Genomic DNA, 16144 nt, shown 5'->3' on the forward strand with positions numbered 1-16144 from the left:
CCCGTTCCGTGATCTGACGAACCGCGTCCCGCTTAAACTCTTCGCTGAAATTCGATTTGCTCATGATGCTCTTCTTGCCTCAATTTAGGAAAGAAGGTGTCTACAAATCTCGGGGCTATTCACTCCTTCTTCAGAAGAGACTGAACTAGCTCGGTTTTTGAGCCTCGCGATGTCGAAAGGCGGACAAAAGAAAGGCGGTCGATCCAGATATGTTGCCACAACGTTTGTCTGAGAGCAATCAGCGTAAATCTTTGCGCGCTTTCGGTAAAATCTGCCTTGGTTGTGACGGCGTCGATGAGCCTTTTACCATCGGGTTCATACGACCCATTAATCTGTCCTTGTCCCATAACTGATGTTTTAGGGCGGCCAGCACGTGGACGATCACCAAAAGCTTGGCGATGTTGGTGAGGAGTTCGTGGGTAGCACCGGTCCAGGCTCCGAGATCGGGCATGAAGCCAATCGGAATTAGATTGAGAAATCTGACCTGTTCCACATCAAGCCGCTCGCCGCCATACGGCACGAGCGCCAGCATCCCGGTGACAGGGAGGCCAATCATCAAAAAATAGAACATCCAGTGGACGAGATGGGAAGCCCACACCTGCCACTTGGGCATGGCGGTCGGCAGCCTGGGAGGCGGGTTTGCAAGCCGCCAGAACAGCCGGGCCAGGCCAAACAGCAAGATCAATACCCCGACTGACGCGTGGGCAGAGGGCTTCCACCCCGCCATCGACCCACCGACCGGCACCCTGATCCAGTTGTCGCCAACCGTCTGCTGAAACAGCATGACCAGCATAAGAATGGCGGTGATCCAGTGCAGCCAGATGGCCGTGCGGGTGAAGCGTTCGGCACGATCAGTCATCGGCGTCTCCCCCGGAAACTAGGTGTTTTAGGGCGCCACTATCCCAGGCGCGTGCCAACCGCTCGCCAGAGCGGAGGTGAGCAATTACGCGAGGAATGAATGAACCGGCACGGTAAGTCTAGAACTTGTACCCGACCATCAACATCGCTGACGGCTGCACATCGTCCTGAACGATCGGGCTGTCGGTGGCATCGCCCGTAAGGAAGCCAACACCGGCCTGGCCACGAATGAGCCAGTTCTCCGTTGCCATGTAGGTGACGGATGCTTCGATATCGAAGCGCTTCAACCCGGCGCCGGCGTCATATTGGCTGAGGCCAGAGCGGGCGGACTGCTCGGGCGTAACGCCAAAATAGCTTTCCATATGATTGTCGTCTGCAACGGTCGCAGATGCCCCGGCAGACAGGATGAACCGGTCGTATCGCTGAGAAATGTTGGCACCGAACTTGCCTACCAGTCCGTCGCTTCCGCCGATGGTCTTGTCGATGGATGCGTAGAATTCAGCAGGGCCCGCTTGATAGGAGAGCTTACCGCCGATGACACCGCCGGCATCGACGTCACCAAGCCCTCTGAGATGATCGGAGTCATCTTCGGACCGGCCCATTTCATATCCGCCCTTGATGGAAAGGGTAAACCCGTTCGACTGGAGCACGTCGACGGTCACCCCGGTCGGATCGATCCCGACCCTGTCGCCAATTCGTGCCGAAATGACGGGAATGGGGCGGACGTCGAATTCATCCGACCCTTCGAACTTCGGCGCATACATCGCACCGGCGCCAACCACGACATTCCACTCGTGAAGCTTCTGACCGATCGCGCCGAAACGACTGTTGTCGAATCCTTGAGACGGCGGACCCGCGATAGCGTCCTGTTCATCGAGATCTGCGGCTTGTGTGCAGGTCGCCGGCGATAGCGCGATGATGGTCATCGCCAACAACGTGGCCCTCGTGGGTCGAACTGGCGTGATTTTACTTGGCGACATTGGGCGAGGCTCCTGAGGGGACGGTGCATGGGCATGAGAAGCGAACACAACGGGGTGCTTGCTGAACTCACTATCTCAGAGCTTGCGGCTGTCTTGGGTTTTGTGATGTTAAGAGATGTTGCCGCGAGAATTGGATCCGAACTGCTGGGACGTAAGTCCCGTCGGTCGGAAAGCGGCTTACGGGTGCCGCCATATGCAGCCTGGGCTTAATATTAAAAAACAAATCTTCTCGTGACGGGGCTCGCGTATTTCGCGACTATACTTGGCAAATTTTCTGGACTTGAAGGCACATTATGAGCGCGCATCTGCATCTCGTCGCCCCGGAAACCGGTTCACGCATTTTGCTTGTCGAAGATGATCATCAGATTGCCTCGATGGTCGTCGAAATGCTTGCCGACAACAACTTCGAGGCAATCGCGGTGGGTTCGGCGGCCGACATGGACGTCGTGATGCGCAATCAGTCCTTCGATCTGATCGTGCTGGACGCGATGCTGCCTGGGGAAGACGGCTTCAGCATTTGCCGGCGTCTCCGAGCGGCGTCGGTGACGCCGATCATTATGCTCACGGCCCTCAAGGACGATATCGATCGCATTATTGGGATCGAGCTCGGCGCCGATGACTACATTACCAAGCCGTTCAATCCCCGCGAACTGATGGCTCGGATAAAGGGGCTTTTGCGACGGGCATCGTACAGCAGCGATCAGCGCGTTCCCCAAGGCCCGATGGAATTCGCTGGATGGGTGGTCGATCCTATCCCACGCCAATTGATCAGCCCGGATGGTGTGCACGTCTCCATGACAACGGCAGAGTTCGACGTGCTTCTGGCCTTTTGCCGTAATCCAGGCCGCGTTCTGACACGAGAACAGTTGCTGGGATTAACGCATGCAGGTCTGGCGGGCCCGGTCGAGCGCAGCATCGACGTTCACGTCAGTCGCGTGCGTCAGAAGATCGAGCCCAATGTCCGGGAGCCGACGTCCATCAAGACTGTTCGGCTGGGTGGATACCTGTTCACGCCGAAGGTGGAGATCCGATGATGCTCAACCGAATGAAAGCCGGATCGATCCGGTGGCAAATTGCAGCCTCGGCGATCGCGCCGGTTATCGCCGTTGCCCTCCTGTTAATCCTGACCCAGCCTTTGACACTCTACGAACCGGAAAGCCTGTCCTACGCGCGAGGCACGGCAGTCAAGATCGAGATGGTGACCGAACAGGTCCGGGCAGCAGGGACCCCGGAACAACTGGCAGCACTGTTTGCAATTGTTTCCAAAAGCGGGCTGCCGGTTGAAGAGGTTTCGACCGCTGAACTGCAACCCGACGCCAGTCTGTCAATCCCTCGCACAGATGCCCGCCAGCTGGTGCGAAGCAATTTGCCGGATGCAATCCTCACCAGTTTTCGCGCTGCGACGTCGTCCGGGAAACTGCTCGACGTGCTCGTGGTTGCGACCGGCGACGGCAGAGCTCTTGCGTTTGCCCCGCCCTCGCCTCCACCCGAACCCTGGATCACCGAAAAGCAGATCAGCCTGACTCTGAAGCTTTTGGTTGTGCTCTTGCCCGTGCTGCTCGTGTCTCTCTATGCTGCGTCGACAATTACAGCGCCTCTTCTCAGATTCGCCGAGGCTGCGCGGACACTCAAACCGGACGAAGGGCCGGATCGCCCATTCGACGAGAACGGTGCGGCGGAAATACAGACCCTTGCAAAATCGCTAAACGACATGCGCACCCGAGTGCGCGGTATGATCGAGGATCGGACCCGCATGCTAAGAGCGATCAGTCACGACCTCCGCACACCTCTGACCCGCCTCAGCTTACGGGCCGAAAGATCCAACCAGCCAGAGCTCAAGGCATCGTTTTTGGCGGATATCGCTATTTTGAGCGATATGATCGACGATACGCTGATCTATCTCAGCAAGGAGATGGGAGCCGACAAAATTCTCAACGCTGACCTGCCGAGCCTGCTCGAAACGGTCTGCGCCGACTTTAACGACCTGGGATACGAAGTCGAGTACATTGGACCCGAACGTCTTGCCTATCATTGTAAGCCGCGATGGTTGGCTCGCGCCGTGACCAATCTTGTCGAGAACAGCACCAAGTTCGCACAGCGGGCCACCGTCACCCTCTCGTTGACCGAAAGCAAATCGGTGCGCATCAGTGTAACCGATGATGGTCCTGGTTTGCCCGCCGACTTGCGCACGCGCGTGCTCGAGCCGTTCTTCAAAGTCGATACCGCCCGGACGTCGTCCGATCGAACCGGCTTTGGCCTCGGACTTTCCATTGTCGATGACATTGTCCGCGCCCATGGCGGTCACATCGAACTTATGAATGCCTCGCCCCATGGCCTGATCGTGCACATCGATCTTCCGGCCGAGGAATCGTTATCGGTGGCCTCGCTGCCTTGGCCCAAGAGCAGTGCGAGCCGGGCGACCGCTTAATTCGTAGCGTGAAGTTTCAGACTCCACCAACCGCCTCTCGCGCAATAAAACTAAATCTATCCAAACACACAGAGGCTAGGCGTTTGCGTATCGTGGTGCCATTCAATCAAGGATATCGCCATGGAATACACATCCGGACAGCACATCCTCGTCTTCCTACCACAGGCAGCAGCAGCTTTGATTGCCGCCAGACTGAGCGAGATCGGTTACCTGACCTCCGTCGCATGTTCCGTGCCCGAACTCCACAAGGCCCTCATCTCGGGGGATCATAGGCTGGTTGTCACCACGCGACCCGACATTGATACCGTGCGCGATATCAAGGCGCTCCCGGTTCTCAATCTGGAGATCTTCTTCCACCCGGATCCACACGGCACGTCGGTTGAGGTCGGAACGAAGCAGTTCGATGCCAGGGCATTTCTATCCAGGGTGAGAATGCTGACGGATCCGGCCAGGGCAAAAGACAAGCCGCTGATCGCCAAAAACTCGACGCCGGCCGAGGGGCGTGGCCGCTGGTTACCGAGATTGTTTGGTATCGTCCAGCTTAACGCCGCGAAACCCTCTTCCTGAGAAAATCCAACCTCCCGTCATTCCAACGGACGCTTCCTCGTAGGGAGCCACGAAAGGTTATGTCATGAATATCGATATCATTGGCGCGTGGATGGACGCTTTGCTCGACGCCGTCGATCTGAAGACCGTGTTTCTCGCATCCGTGCTCGAGAAATTCATCCCCTTGCTGCCGTCGTACGTTTTGTTTCCGGCAATCGGCGCCGGAGCTTCGACTGTCGAAGACCTGATCGTGAAATGCCTGATTGCCGCCTCGGGGTCGCTCTGTGCCGCACTCGCCTGGTATGGCGTTGGCGTCGCTGTTGGCGAGCAACGTGTGAGATCTGTCGTCGAACGTTATGGGAAATGGCTGCTTCTCAAAACAAGCCTCTACGAGCAGATGTCTTCGTCCTATCGCAATAATCCCTTCATGATCACCGTGCTTGGCCAAATGGTACCAACGGTGCGCATCTTCCACGCGCTTCCTGCCGGCGTGCTGAGATTGCCGCTTGCGAAGTTTTTAGTTGCATCAGCGCTCGGCTCTCTGATGTGGGTGAGCATTCTCGCCGGCTGTGGCTATGCCTTGCATCTGCAGGGATGGTCGGTCTCGGAAACCGGCGCAGGACTTCTTGTCGTGCTTATCGTGACCGAGGGGGTGGGACTAACGGTCGTCGTCACCGTGAACAGGTTACGCAAGCATCTATCAACGAAGCGCGGCACCACCGCCGTCGCAATGCGCGGGCGGTGGTGCCTCTCGATCATGCAGGATGCCAGGCTTCAACCGTCTTTCCTCCGAAAATCCGCTCTGTCGGCATTTCGAAAATGAAATACGGGTTCAACACGGGCAACGCTGTTGCCTGCTCCAGTCTCTGGAGATGATTGTCCCCCAGCGCTATGTCGAGCGAAGCGATATTCTGGGACAATTGCTCGACCCGGCTGGCGCCAATCAGGACCGACGATACGCCGGGTCGTCTCGCCACCCAGGCAAGCGCTACCTCTGCCGGCGAACGGCCAACCTCTGCGGCAACCGCCTTCAGCACATCGACGACATCGAAGTTTCGCTCGGTAAACAGCATACCGCCAAACGGATTGTCGCCGTTCAACCGGCCGTCGCTGTCGCCTTCTGGCGCGTCTGCGGCCTTGTCGGGCAGACCCGTGGCTCGCCCGGCATCGGCAATCTTCTCGCGGCCGTATTTTCCGGTCAACAGCCCAGCAGCAAGCGGGCTCCAGGGCACAAGGCCGAGACCAAATTCGGCGCCAGCCGGGACAAGTTCGAGCTCGACGCCGCGGTCGATCAGCGAATAGGCGTATTGCAGTCCGATCGGTTTCGGCAGACCATGAGCCTGCGCCAAGGTCGCGATCTTTGCGACGTACCAGGCTGGCGTGTTGGAAAATCCGTAATGCAGGATTTTTCCGGCCCGCACGGCGTCAGTCAGCGTCTGCAGCACTTCGTCCGCCGGCGTCGTCCGGTCCCAGACATGCATCCAGTACATGTCGATGTAATCCGCCTGCAGGCGTTTCAGCGATCCCTCTATGCCGAGACGAATGTTCTTGGTACCATTACCGCCCCAAAGGGGTGTGCCCTGACCACGCGGAAAACCTGACTTTGTGGCGACCACAAGCCGGTCGCGCAGGCCACTATCAACCAGGAACGTGCCAAGCATCTCTTCGCTGCGGCCGGCGGAATAAACGTCAGCCGTATCGAGAAAATTGCCGCCGGCATCGACATAGGCATCGAATAGCGCGCGCGAGGTTTTTTCACCGGCACCCCAGCGTTCGGCGCCAAAAGTCATGGTGCCGAGTGCCAGCGGGCTGACGATCAGGCCCGAGTTGCCGAGTGTGCAATAGCTGGTGAGATCCATGGTCGTTCTCCTTCATGTTTGCACCGAGGCATGTAGCGCTGCCGGCGACTAAGAATTAGCGGTTGCCTGTTGCATGAACTTGTGAGCAGCATGCATCAATGGAGCGGAACGAACTCAACGATCTTTTGGCTTTTGCCGCAGTTGCGCGCGAGCGCAGCTTCACCCGCGCAGCAGCCATTCTGGTAATGTCACCGTCTGCGCTCAGCCATGCCATGCGTGGGTTGGAGGAGCGGCTGGGTGTGAGGCTTTTGGCGCGGACGACACGCAGCGTATCGTCGACCGAGGCGGGTGAACGGTTGCTGCAGTCGCTCAGTCCGGCCTTTGCAGATATCGAGAGCGGGCTGGAGGCTCTGGCGGAATGGCGCGACAATCCGTCCGGCACGGTGAGGATTACCACATTTGCCTATGCGGCAAAGATGGTGCTGGTGCCGAATCTGCCGGCCTTCCTGCTTGCCAATCCGGACGTGCGGGTCGAAGTGAATATCGATGACGGTCTGACCGATATCGTCGCGGCGGGCTTCGATGCTGGCATCCGGCTCGGCGAGACCGTCGAGAAAGACATGATAGCGGTCAAGATCGGACCGGACCTCAGAACAGTGGTGGTCGGAACGCCCTCCTATTTTGAGCGCATTGCGCCGCCAAAGACGCCTTACGATCTCGATCGCCACGCCTGCATCGGTTACCGCCTGACGACATCGGGCGGATTGCTACCTTGGGAGTTTGAAAAGGACGGCAAGGACATCAAAATCCGCACCAGCGGACCCTTGGTTGCCAACGACGGCGACCTGCCCGCCGCAGCCGTCAGGGCCGGCGCCGGGCTTGGGTATATCATGGAGCATGATGTAGCCGACGAGATCGCATCAGGGACACTGGTGCAAGTGTTGGCGGACTGGTGTCCGACGTTTCCGGGGTTTCATCTTTACCATCCGAGCAGGCGTCAATCACCGCCCGCGCTTCGGGCTTTGATCGCTGCGTTGCGGTTTAGATAGAACGGCAAGGCTAGCTACCTGTTGGCCGAGGCGCCGTCCAAAGAGAGCACCCTGGTCTTGATAGGAATCGAACCAACGACCCCGCTCTCATATGTCTAACCTATTAAAGGTGTTCCTATTCACGCCTATTGGAGCGCGGTCGCGCTTTATGGTTTGGCAGCAAATTACTCCTCCCACATCGCCCTGGCGATCCCATCACCCAACGGCTTGAGGAGATACGTGACAATATTCTGGCGGGATTGCCACATACGCTAACCGAATGTCAGCGTGCGCGATCGCCGTAACGGGCCAAACAGTAGATCTGAGCTGCAAGACCCGATACAAATACTGCCGCTATGAGCCCGACAGCGCCCTTTAAAACAACCGAATTTGGGTCTGTTACAAACGGATGACCGTCGGGTACGCGTCGCAAGGTCTCAGAAACGGATGGAACCATCAACAAGAAGACAGTCAGGCTCAAAAATGACGTCTCGATATACTTCCGAAGCCGCCCCAGAAATGCGTACCTGTTTGCTGCGTAGCCGCCGAACAGACACAACATGGTAACGATCGCGATAGCCGGGCTGATTGGCGCCTTTGCCACGAGAAAAATTGTCAAGCTCCCGACCAGCATGCACACAAAATAGATGTATCCCGGCACGCTGTCCGGCTTGATCCGCCCAAATCGAAAGATCATGTAGGCGGCTGCGGGTATTGCCGGAAGACTTCCTAACGTGTGGAGCCAGCCGAGTGGTGTTATTCCGAACATAATCATTCCTTCAATAGGTAAGCCGGCTTCAAAGCCAAGCGGTCATGAAAACCCAACCACAGAGTGGGGAATGTAGCTGATCTCAAGAGCTTGTATCTCCGCAGCAGTGAGCCTGATGCGCAGCGCCGCGACAGCGTCATCCAGGTGATGCAACTTGGTCGCCCCGATAATCGGCGCCGAAATTTCGGACTTCGATATTAGCCATGCGAGGGCTATCTGGGCTCTTGGAACCTCCCTATCCTGCGCGATCTTTGCTACTGCCTCTACCACCCGCTTGTCGGCATCCTCTGTGTTTCGAGTGTAAAGGCCTTTACCGAACTCGTCGGTTTGGGAACGCTCGCTTTGCTCGCTCCAAGCGCGGGTCAGACGACCACGCGCAAGCGGGCTCCACGGTACGACACCGATACCCTCTGATTTGCAGAGCGGCAGCATTTCCCTCTCCTCCTCGCGGTACAGCAGGTTTAGATGGTTCTGCATGGAGACGAACCGTGTCCAACCGTTTGCCTGCGAGACAGCCAGCATTTTCGAGAACTGCCACGCGTACATGGAAGACGCTCCGAGGTAACGGGCCTTGCCTGCCTTAACGACGTCATGCAAGGCTTCAAGGGTCTCCTCGATCGGTGTGTGGTAGTCAAATCTGTGGATTTGGTAGAGGTCGACATAGTCGGTGCTCAATCGCTTTAGGCTAGCATCGATCTCCGAGAAAATCGCTTTTCGGGAGAGGCCGGCACCATTTGGTCCAGGCTTCATCCGGCCATTGACCTTGGTGGCGATGACGACGTCATCTCTGGCCGCGTAGTCCCGGATGGCGCGGCCGAGAATTTCCTCGCTCGTCCCGTCGGAGTAGACATTGGCGGTATCGAAGAAGTTGATCCCGAGTTCGATCGCTTTGCGGATGAAGGGGCGGCTCTGCTCTTCTGTCAGTGTCCATGGGTGGCTTCCGTGATCGGGTTCGCCATAGCTCATGCACCCGAGGCAGAGGCTTGAAACTTCTAGGCCCGTATTTCCAAGGCGCGTATATTCCATGTCTATCTCCAGTTTCGCTGCGAGAGCGGACCTTCCCAAGGTGGAAGGGCCGCTTCGCGTAATGCTCAGGCGCTAATGCCGCCGTCGACGAGAATGCCAGAGCCGGTGATGTAGCCAGCGCCTGTCCCGGCAAGGAAGGCTACGGCCTCCGCGACCTCTCTGGTCCGACCGTAGCGGGCAATCGACAGGCTCGGCAGGATAGCAGGTGCGAGAGCGCCGTCAGCAGGGTTCATGTCGGTGTCGATTGGGCCTGGTCGAACCAGATTGACGGTAATCTCCCGCGGACCCAGTTCTCGCGCGAGACCACGTGTAAAACTCTCCAGCGCAGACTTAGTCGCTGCATATACAGCAATCCCCGCGAACGGGACCGCCAACCCAGCGTTACTGCCTGTACTGATGATGCGGCCTCCGTTCGGGATATGTTTCAGCGCTGCCTGGGTCATCAAGAAGACGCCGCGGACATTGACGTCCAGCTGCAATTGGATCTCTTCCAGAGGCTGTGTGGCAAAATCACCGGCGAACAGGACGCCGGCATTGTTGACCAGGATGTCGAGGCCGCCGAGTTCAGTGACCGTTTGATCGACAGTAGTCTTCGCGGTGTCCGGCCTTGCGGCATCGGCCTGAATGGCGACCGCCTTGCGACCCAGTGCGCGGATCTCTGCGACGAGAGCTTCGGCCTTTTCTGCCGACTTCTCATAGGTGACCGCAACGTCGGCACCATTCTCCGCCAGTTTCAGCGCGATTGCCGCACCGATGCCGCGTGCCGCACCGGTGACAAGCGCTCGCTTACCGCTAAGAGGAAAGTTGGGGATGTAGTCCATGGAGGGTTACCTCAAAATGCTTGGTTTCGATCTGTAGGGAAATGATTATCTGATAGTTGCGACGGCGGAATGGTCACACCGTCAACGGACGAACCGATGTCCATACCCGCCAATATGCGCGCTCATCGAAGCACATCCTTCTTCGCTCCAAGGCCAGTGGAAAGCCAACCTGCAAGGAGAAGACAAAAAGCGATCGCGACTGCTGCAATGCTGTAGGCATGGCCGATGGATCTCACATCGGTTGAGGAGCCCAGGACTGAAAAGAACAGTCCCCCGATAAGAGCTGTCGCTAAGGCGCCGCCGATCTGAAGCATCGAATTGACCAGACCGGAAGCCAAGCCAGATTGCGCCGGATCCACCCGCTGAACGACTGTTCTCACGAGATTGGGAAGCGCTATGCCCTGTCCGGCACCAACGAAGAAAAGTGCTACGTAGAGAAACTCTGGCGTCCCAAATGAGACGAGTGCTGCCGTCCCGAACAATCCGGCCGCCTCCAGGGACATGCCCGCGGCGGTGGAATACCTGCCGAAGACGCGAAAGATGTAGCCACTCGCAAGTGGCCCGAAAACGAAGCGACCGCTGCGGGAAGGATTGCAACGCCAGCCTCGAAAGGTGTGCGACCAAGGCCGCCTTGTTGATAGACAGAGAATGTCAGCCAGAAGGCCGCAAAGGCATAGAAGAACAATGCGGCGAGCAGCCCGCGCTTCAATCCAGCAACCCGAAGCAGGCGCGGTGCGAGGATAGGATCTCTATTGGCCGCCTCCACCTTCTGCTCGTGATGCCAGAACAGGAAAAGAAGCGGCAGCGAGGCGGCGAGCATCAGGAGCGACCAAATCGGCCACCCTTGTTCGCGGCCCTCGATGAGCGGCGAGATCAGCGCAGAAAGCGCGAGTGCGATCAGCACTGCTCCGCCGAGATCCAGCTTGCTTGCGTGCTCTGATCGCGTTTCGCGCAGTATCATCATCGCCGACGGCGCTGCTATGGCGATCACCGGAAGGTTGATAAGGAAAATAGCCCTCCATCCGAGCCCAAAAATATTGAGCGTAATCAGCGCTCCCCCCCAGAAACAGCCCAGCCATCGACGCCACCCCGAATGTCAGCGCATAGAGGCTGAGTGCCCTCGATTTCTCGTGATCGGGAAAAATCGCATTGATGGATGCCAAAGCCTGCGGCGCCATGATTGCCGCAGCAAACCCCTGAAGGACCCGTCCGACAACGAGCACCGTTGGAGACCAAGCAAAGCCGCATAGGGCGGAGGCGGCCGCGAAAGCGAGCATTCCTGCTAGAAACACGTTTCGGCGACCATAGAGATCCTCGAGCCTGCCACCGGTGATCAGCATAACCGCATAGGTGGTAGCGTAGCCGGAGATGATCAGTTGCATCGTCGATGCGGAAGCATGGAAGTCTTCACGGATCGAGGGGAGCGCCAGGTTCACGATGAAGAAATCCAGGGGCGGCAGGAAGGCCCCGGTCAACAGGATGGCCAACGCGGTCCATCGGTGCGGATCAACGTTAGCTTTCGGATTACGGGAATGTTGCAACTTTCTCTCCATATCGACCGGCAAACCGGTCGGGCGATCTACGCGAATACCTTATTTCGGAACCATTCGGTTTCTAAATGAAGTCAGTCGAGCGGTTTCAGCGCGAAGTCGACCAGAGCCTTGGTAGCGTGGCGATCAGCGCCAGCCTTCCCCAGTACCCTCATTCCTTGGATCTGACACACGAGGAACCTGGCCAGGGTTCGCTCGTCCAGCGCGGGATCGACCTCGCCCAGGGCCTGAGCTCTTATGATCGCCGCCGCGTAAAGATCTTGCAGTCGCCGAAACAGTCGCGAAATTCGGGCAGAAACCTCTTCGTCCGCCGGAAGCATTTCGACAGCCGACAATACGACAAAGCATCCGCGCAGCCCCTCTTTGCCGGAGGATTCTTCAACCTGCCGCGAAAATGCTTCTTTGATTGCGGCCTTCGGCGACGGATTGGAGCGCAAGATTTCGCCAACCTTGCGAATGGCATCTTCGATGTAGACATCAAGGGCACGGAGATAGACGCCCCGCTTGTCCACGAAAGCTTTGTAGAAACTGCCTCTCGATAGTTCCATGCCTTGGAGCAGGTCGGGGAGAGACGCATCATGATATCCGCGATCCCAAAAGACTCCCATCGCCTTGCGAACTGCATCATCGAGTTCGAATTCGCGAGGGCGGCCAACGGATGGCGATGTTTGGGTGCGTTTATCCATCACGGCAATATGGAACCATTCGGTTTCTATAGCAAGTAAAATTTCCAGACGCTAGGAGACGGTCGTGATGGCGTGGCGCCGCCCTTCTCTAACTAGGGCGGCCTCTCTCTAACAGGAAAGTGCAGGACGAAGGATCAAGAAGTCAGTATTCCCGAGGAAATGCGCGAGATCGTCTCCCGCGCGGGATATTGCCCCGGCGGTTAACGTCGGCGATACGATCTACGTCGTTGGGCAAGTCGGTCGCACCAGGGACCTGCAGGTTATCGAGGATCCGCAAAAGCAGTTTCGCGCCATATGGGAAAACCTCCGCATCGTCCTAGAGGCCGCGAACTGCACCTTGTTAGTCAACTCCCTCGCTGGCGCAAGGAACTTTGCCAGATCGGCAAGCCAAAGGTCGGACACCGCGACTTTGGTGCCGGTGATGGTGTCCGAGGCCGCCTCCGGCAGCCGTCAACGGCGACCCTTCTCGTCGGAAGCGCCGCGATGTAACGATTGTGGATCGATCTAAGAACCGATATCCTGCACCATGACCATCGGCGCCCTGAATGTCGCCGTGAAGCCAGTAGGCAGATATAACTTTTCGACGTGACCGCTCCCCGCAATTCCCATGCGGATCAGCCGCGATCCGAAACCTCGTCTGGTCGGCTCGGCAATTTCCGGCCCGCCGCTTTCGGTCCAGATCATCGAAAGGGTCGGAACGCCCTCGATATCGTCGACAGACCACTTTACTGAGACGCGACCAATTTCGTTGGAGAGCGATCCATACTTGATGGCATTCGTGGCGAGTTCATGGAGTAGAAGGGAGAGAGACAGCCCCGCCTTGGGCCCGAGGGTGACCTTGGGGCCGTTCAGGTCATAGCGCGTGCCGTCAGCGTGGAGGGTAAGCACACTTAGCATCACCTCGGCGATCTCGGCAGAGGACCAGTTCTCGCGCAGCAGTACGTCGTGTGCCTTGCTGAGCGCATGGAGACGGCCAGTGAACGCGTCCACGGCATCGCGTTCGCTCACGTCCTTCAACGTCTGCGCGGCGATCGCCAGCACCATCGACAGTGTGTTCTTCATCCGATGGCTGAGTTCGGCGTTGAGAATTTTGCGCTCTTCCTCCGCCCGTTCCATGGCCTTTGTCCGAGCGAGACGGCGCTCGCTCAGCCTGCGCTGAGCCTCGGCCTCGCGGGATTTTTCGCGCAGGGATTTGCGGAGTTCGAGTTGAGCCATAACCTGGCGCGCGAGAAGCTTCAACGTGTCCTGCTGCAACTCGTTAAGAACCTGCGGTTCGTATCCAAGGACGCAGACCGTCCCAAGTGCGAGGTCGTCTGAAGTTTTGAGCACCGCACCAGCGTAAAACCGCAGATGGGGCTCCCCGGTGACAAGCGGGTTGCAATCGAACCTGTGGTCCTTGGTCGCGTCCGGGATCATCAGGAATTCGTTTTCGAGGATAGCCTTGGCACAAAACGAGCTGTCCAGCGGGGTCGATCTGACACCGAGACCGACCTCAGCTTTGAAAAATTGCCGCCGATCCCCGATCAGGTTGACGACGGCGATCGGCGTACCGCAGATGCGGGCTGCAATCTGGGCGATGTCGTCGAAGTCCTTTTCCGGCTCAGTGTCCAGAACCTTATAGGAATCCAACGCCGCAAGCCGACGTTCTTCAGAAAACTCTAGCACTGCCTTATTCAACGAAGTGGTCCAGTTGCCCGACAAATTCTGACTCTCGCTGAGCGGTACACCAACGTTTGTCGTGAAGCGATGATTATCGGCCACGCGGCTCAAATGGCAACCGATTTGATGACGGTGAGAACTTCGCGCTCCGAAAAGGGCTTGCCGACGAATCCGATCGGCTGCCACTGCATCGCCATTTGCCTGGTGCGCTCGTCCAGGTTTCCGCTGACGAACAAGGAAGGGATATTCCATCGTTGTCTGAGCGCTGCTGCCGTTTCGACACCATTCGATCCACGTGCCAGATTGATGTCCATAATCGCGACGTCGATCCCACCATCCATATTTTCAGCGAGCGCCAATGCCTGTGGCATGTCCGAAGCCTGGCCTACGACCGTGTAGCCAGCGTCAACCAGCATGTCCTCTAGGTCCAGCGCCAGCAGCATTTCGTCTTCAACGATCATGACCCGCAAAGGCATCAGCTGTCTCTCCCATGGAAGGAAAGGCTGAGACGATAGCCATCGGCGTTGGTTGCTTCGACGACAACGCCATCGAGTTGCGATGCCATCGTGGCGATGAGTCTTTTGCCCAAGTCCCTGTCTTTCGAGGGCAAGATCTCATCCTGCCCGGTCACAGAGAGTTCAATCGTGCCGTCAGGTAGACCTTTCAGCGAAACGGTGATCGGATTGCCCTCTTCGCCGGAGAGGTTCACCGACCCGGCAATAAGCTCATTGACAATGACCGAGATCGGGATCGCACGCTCGGTGTACAACTCCAGAGCATCGATATCGAGGACTACGCGATTGGGGCCGTCGCCCATCAGATCGAGGCACAGCTTCGAAAGATGGTTTTGCATGTCCACGCGCAGCGTGTTGTCGTTTCGGTAAAGCCGCTCGTGAACGGATATGATGGCTCGAACCCGGGAGATCGCTCGGGAAAAGGCCTCGCTCGTCGCCGGGTCTTCCAGTCGCCGCGCTTGCAGGCGCAGGGTGCTGACGACCAGCTGGAGACTGTTCTTAACGCGGTGATTGACCTCGGCGAGCAGAAGTTCTTTCTGCTCGAGCAACTCGGCCTGGGCGGCGAGCGCCTTGCTCAAATCGGCCTCCCTTAGACGGTCGGCGGTGACGTCCATCAACACGCCGATCATGCGAACCTTGCCGGTAGACGTGCGCAACACCTCTCCCCGCGATGAGACGTGCCGCTCGTCGCCCGAAGGGAGAACAATTCGGTAGTCGAAGGACATGGTCGTTCTATCGGGGCAGGCCATGACATCCGTGACAACCTGCGTGACGGATGAGAGGTCTTCCGGGTGCATTCTCGCAAAGAAAGGCGCGGCGACCGGGCCGCCCTCGCCAGGCGCAAAACCGAAGATGGCATCGACTGCGTGGCTCCGCCTCCATATGTCGGTTTCGGGCTCGTATTCCCAGCTGGCAAGGTCGGCGGCGTGGTGAGCGACCCGTAGCCGCGCATCCGCCTCTTTGGCCTTTAAGACGCTTTCGGTGACATCCATCGGATTCTGGATGATGTACTCAATCGAACCGTCGCCCGCGACCACAGGCGTGTGGACAGGTGTCCAGAACTTCTGAGCGAAACCACCGCCCGGCTGCGGGATGTCGTACTGGATGACGGCCATCTCGTGAGGCTTTCCAGTTTCGAGCACATGTCGCAGCGAGACTTCGAGCGGGCCCTGCTCGACCGTTCCAGCCGCATCGGGATTTTCGGGAAAAGCCACCAGAATGCTCTGACCGACGATGTCATCGAGAGTGCGGTCAGTGAGCGCAAGATACGCATCGCTCGCCCCGACAATCGTGAGGTTCGTGTCGAGGACCAGATAGGGCTGCGGCATTCCCTTTAGGATCGCTGCGAAATTTGTAGACGGCATGGACATTGTTCAGCGACACCCGGAAATTCTTTGCCAGCATACACGATCAGGTTTTGAATTCCCTTAAACTTATGCGGACGCGGATGTAGTGCGCCGCTGGTGCCAGACAGGAAGT

At 57.9% G+C, this 16144-nt stretch carries 16 protein-coding genes and 1 pseudogene; 6 read left to right on the forward strand and 11 right to left on the reverse strand.

All coding sequences use genetic code 11. The features are described 5' to 3' along the window. Positions 1-238 precede the first annotated feature (238 nt). On the reverse strand, positions 239-859 hold the full coding sequence (locus C8J36_RS17325; RefSeq protein WP_132536666.1) for a cytochrome b: 621 nt from the start codon (positions 857-859) through the stop codon (positions 239-241). Positions 860-977: 118 nt separating this feature from the next. Continuing rightward, positions 978-1784, reverse strand: a complete 807-nt coding sequence (locus C8J36_RS17330) for a MipA/OmpV family protein (RefSeq protein WP_245506623.1) — start codon at positions 1782-1784, stop codon at positions 978-980. 347 nt (positions 1785-2131) lie between these two features. Here C8J36_RS17330 and C8J36_RS17335 point away from each other — a divergent pair, with 347 nt between their 5' ends. The 4 genes from C8J36_RS17335 (at position 2132) to C8J36_RS17350 (ending at position 5635) form a co-directional block, all read left to right on the forward strand. Beyond that, positions 2132-2872 carry a response regulator gene (locus C8J36_RS17335; protein WP_132536668.1) on the forward strand — a complete coding sequence of 247 codons (741 nt, stop codon included), beginning with the start codon at positions 2132-2134 and terminating at the stop codon, positions 2870-2872. Next, positions 2869-4266, forward strand: coding sequence for an ATP-binding protein (locus tag C8J36_RS17340; RefSeq protein ID WP_245506607.1), 1398 nt, complete (start codon positions 2869-2871; stop codon positions 4264-4266). The genes C8J36_RS17335 and C8J36_RS17340 overlap by 4 nt, the downstream gene beginning before the upstream one ends. 120 nt (positions 4267-4386) lie before the next feature. Beyond that, a complete protein-coding gene (locus C8J36_RS17345; RefSeq protein WP_132536669.1) occupies positions 4387-4833 on the forward strand; it encodes a hypothetical protein in 447 nt (148 codons plus the stop codon). 64 nt (positions 4834-4897) lie between these two features. Further along, entirely contained in the window at positions 4898-5635 is a 738-nt protein-coding gene (locus C8J36_RS17350) for a VTT domain-containing protein (protein WP_132536670.1), read from the forward strand. Here the strand turns inward: C8J36_RS17350 and C8J36_RS17355 are convergent. Next, positions 5568-6671, reverse strand: a complete 1104-nt coding sequence (locus C8J36_RS17355) for an aldo/keto reductase (RefSeq protein WP_132536671.1) — start codon at positions 6669-6671, stop codon at positions 5568-5570. The genes C8J36_RS17350 and C8J36_RS17355 overlap by 68 nt on opposite strands. A gap of 98 nt (positions 6672-6769) precedes the next feature. Between C8J36_RS17355 and C8J36_RS17360 the strand changes: the two genes are divergently transcribed. Continuing rightward, a complete protein-coding gene (locus C8J36_RS17360) occupies positions 6770-7660 on the forward strand; it encodes a LysR family transcriptional regulator (protein WP_132536672.1) in 891 nt (296 codons plus the stop codon). A gap of 262 nt (positions 7661-7922) precedes the next feature. Here C8J36_RS17360 and C8J36_RS17365 read toward each other — a convergent pair whose 3' ends face one another. The 5 genes and pseudogenes from C8J36_RS17365 to C8J36_RS17385 form a co-directional block, all read right to left on the reverse strand. Beyond that, entirely contained in the window at positions 7923-8408 is a 486-nt protein-coding gene (locus C8J36_RS17365; protein WP_132536673.1) for a hypothetical protein, read from the reverse strand. A gap of 42 nt (positions 8409-8450) precedes the next feature. Beyond that, positions 8451-9434, reverse strand: a complete 984-nt coding sequence (locus C8J36_RS17370) for an aldo/keto reductase (RefSeq protein ID WP_132536674.1) — start codon at positions 9432-9434, stop codon at positions 8451-8453. A gap of 65 nt (positions 9435-9499) precedes the next feature. Beyond that, positions 9500-10255: an SDR family oxidoreductase gene (locus C8J36_RS17375; RefSeq protein WP_132536675.1), complete on the reverse strand. Its 756-nt coding sequence runs from the start codon at positions 10253-10255 to the stop codon at positions 9500-9502. A gap of 122 nt (positions 10256-10377) precedes the next feature. Continuing rightward, positions 10378-11796, reverse strand: a pseudogene (locus C8J36_RS25725) (MFS transporter). A gap of 83 nt (positions 11797-11879) precedes the next feature. Continuing rightward, positions 11880-12413: a TetR/AcrR family transcriptional regulator gene (locus tag C8J36_RS17385; RefSeq protein WP_132536868.1), complete on the reverse strand. Its 534-nt coding sequence runs from the start codon at positions 12411-12413 to the stop codon at positions 11880-11882. Positions 12414-12708: 295 nt separating this feature from the next. Between C8J36_RS17385 and C8J36_RS25730 the strand changes: the two genes are divergently transcribed. Continuing rightward, positions 12709-12999: a hypothetical protein gene (locus C8J36_RS25730; RefSeq protein WP_348631364.1), complete on the forward strand. Its 291-nt coding sequence runs from the start codon at positions 12709-12711 to the stop codon at positions 12997-12999. On the opposite strand, the gene C8J36_RS17395 is transcribed toward C8J36_RS25730, so the two are convergent. Genes C8J36_RS17395 through C8J36_RS17405 form a run of 3 tightly spaced genes read right to left on the reverse strand, consistent with a single transcriptional unit; the run spans position 12996 to position 16029 of the window. Then, positions 12996-14252, reverse strand: a complete 1257-nt coding sequence (locus tag C8J36_RS17395; RefSeq protein ID WP_245506624.1) for an HWE histidine kinase domain-containing protein — start codon at positions 14250-14252, stop codon at positions 12996-12998. The two genes, C8J36_RS25730 and C8J36_RS17395, sit on opposite strands and share 4 nt — an antisense overlap. Positions 14253-14257: 5 nt before the next feature. Next, positions 14258-14626, reverse strand: coding sequence for a response regulator (locus tag C8J36_RS17400; protein WP_132536676.1), 369 nt, complete (start codon positions 14624-14626; stop codon positions 14258-14260). Then, positions 14626-16029, reverse strand: a complete 1404-nt coding sequence (locus tag C8J36_RS17405; protein ID WP_207897554.1) for a histidine kinase dimerization/phosphoacceptor domain -containing protein — start codon at positions 16027-16029, stop codon at positions 14626-14628. The genes C8J36_RS17400 and C8J36_RS17405 overlap by 1 nt, the downstream gene beginning before the upstream one ends. Between the last annotated feature and the right edge of the window lie 115 nt (positions 16030-16144).

The sequence above is a fragment of the Rhizobium sp. PP-F2F-G48 genome, assembly GCF_004342335.1.
Classification (GTDB): domain Bacteria; phylum Pseudomonadota; class Alphaproteobacteria; order Rhizobiales; family Rhizobiaceae; genus Ferranicluibacter.

Excerpts from the sequence above, each read along its gene's own strand:
- C8J36_RS17325 (WP_132536666.1), bottom strand. The coding sequence starts at position 859 with ATGACTGATCGTGCCGAACGCTTCACCCGCACGGCCATCTGGCTGCAC.
- C8J36_RS17330 (WP_245506623.1), bottom strand. The coding sequence starts at position 1,784 with ATGACCATCATCGCGCTATCGCCGGCGACCTGCACACAAGCCGCAGAT.
- C8J36_RS17335 (WP_132536668.1), top strand. The coding sequence starts at position 2,132 with ATGAGCGCGCATCTGCATCTCGTCGCCCCGGAAACCGGTTCACGCATT.
- C8J36_RS17340 (WP_245506607.1), top strand. The coding sequence starts at position 2,869 with ATGATGCTCAACCGAATGAAAGCCGGATCGATCCGGTGGCAAATTGCA.
- C8J36_RS17345 (WP_132536669.1), top strand. The coding sequence starts at position 4,387 with ATGGAATACACATCCGGACAGCACATCCTCGTCTTCCTACCACAGGCA.
- C8J36_RS17350 (WP_132536670.1), top strand. The coding sequence starts at position 4,898 with ATGAATATCGATATCATTGGCGCGTGGATGGACGCTTTGCTCGACGCC.
- C8J36_RS17355 (WP_132536671.1), bottom strand. The coding sequence starts at position 6,671 with ATGGATCTCACCAGCTATTGCACACTCGGCAACTCGGGCCTGATCGTC.
- C8J36_RS17360 (WP_132536672.1), top strand. The coding sequence starts at position 6,770 with ATGGAGCGGAACGAACTCAACGATCTTTTGGCTTTTGCCGCAGTTGCG.
- C8J36_RS17365 (WP_132536673.1), bottom strand. The coding sequence starts at position 8,408 with ATGTTCGGAATAACACCACTCGGCTGGCTCCACACGTTAGGAAGTCTT.
- C8J36_RS17370 (WP_132536674.1), bottom strand. The coding sequence starts at position 9,434 with ATGGAATATACGCGCCTTGGAAATACGGGCCTAGAAGTTTCAAGCCTC.
- C8J36_RS17375 (WP_132536675.1), bottom strand. The coding sequence starts at position 10,255 with ATGGACTACATCCCCAACTTTCCTCTTAGCGGTAAGCGAGCGCTTGTC.
- C8J36_RS17385 (WP_132536868.1), bottom strand. The coding sequence starts at position 12,413 with ATGGGAGTCTTTTGGGATCGCGGATATCATGATGCGTCTCTCCCCGAC.
- C8J36_RS17400 (WP_132536676.1), bottom strand. The coding sequence starts at position 14,626 with ATGCCTTTGCGGGTCATGATCGTTGAAGACGAAATGCTGCTGGCGCTG.
- C8J36_RS17405 (WP_207897554.1), bottom strand. The coding sequence starts at position 16,029 with ATGCCGTCTACAAATTTCGCAGCGATCCTAAAGGGAATGCCGCAGCCC.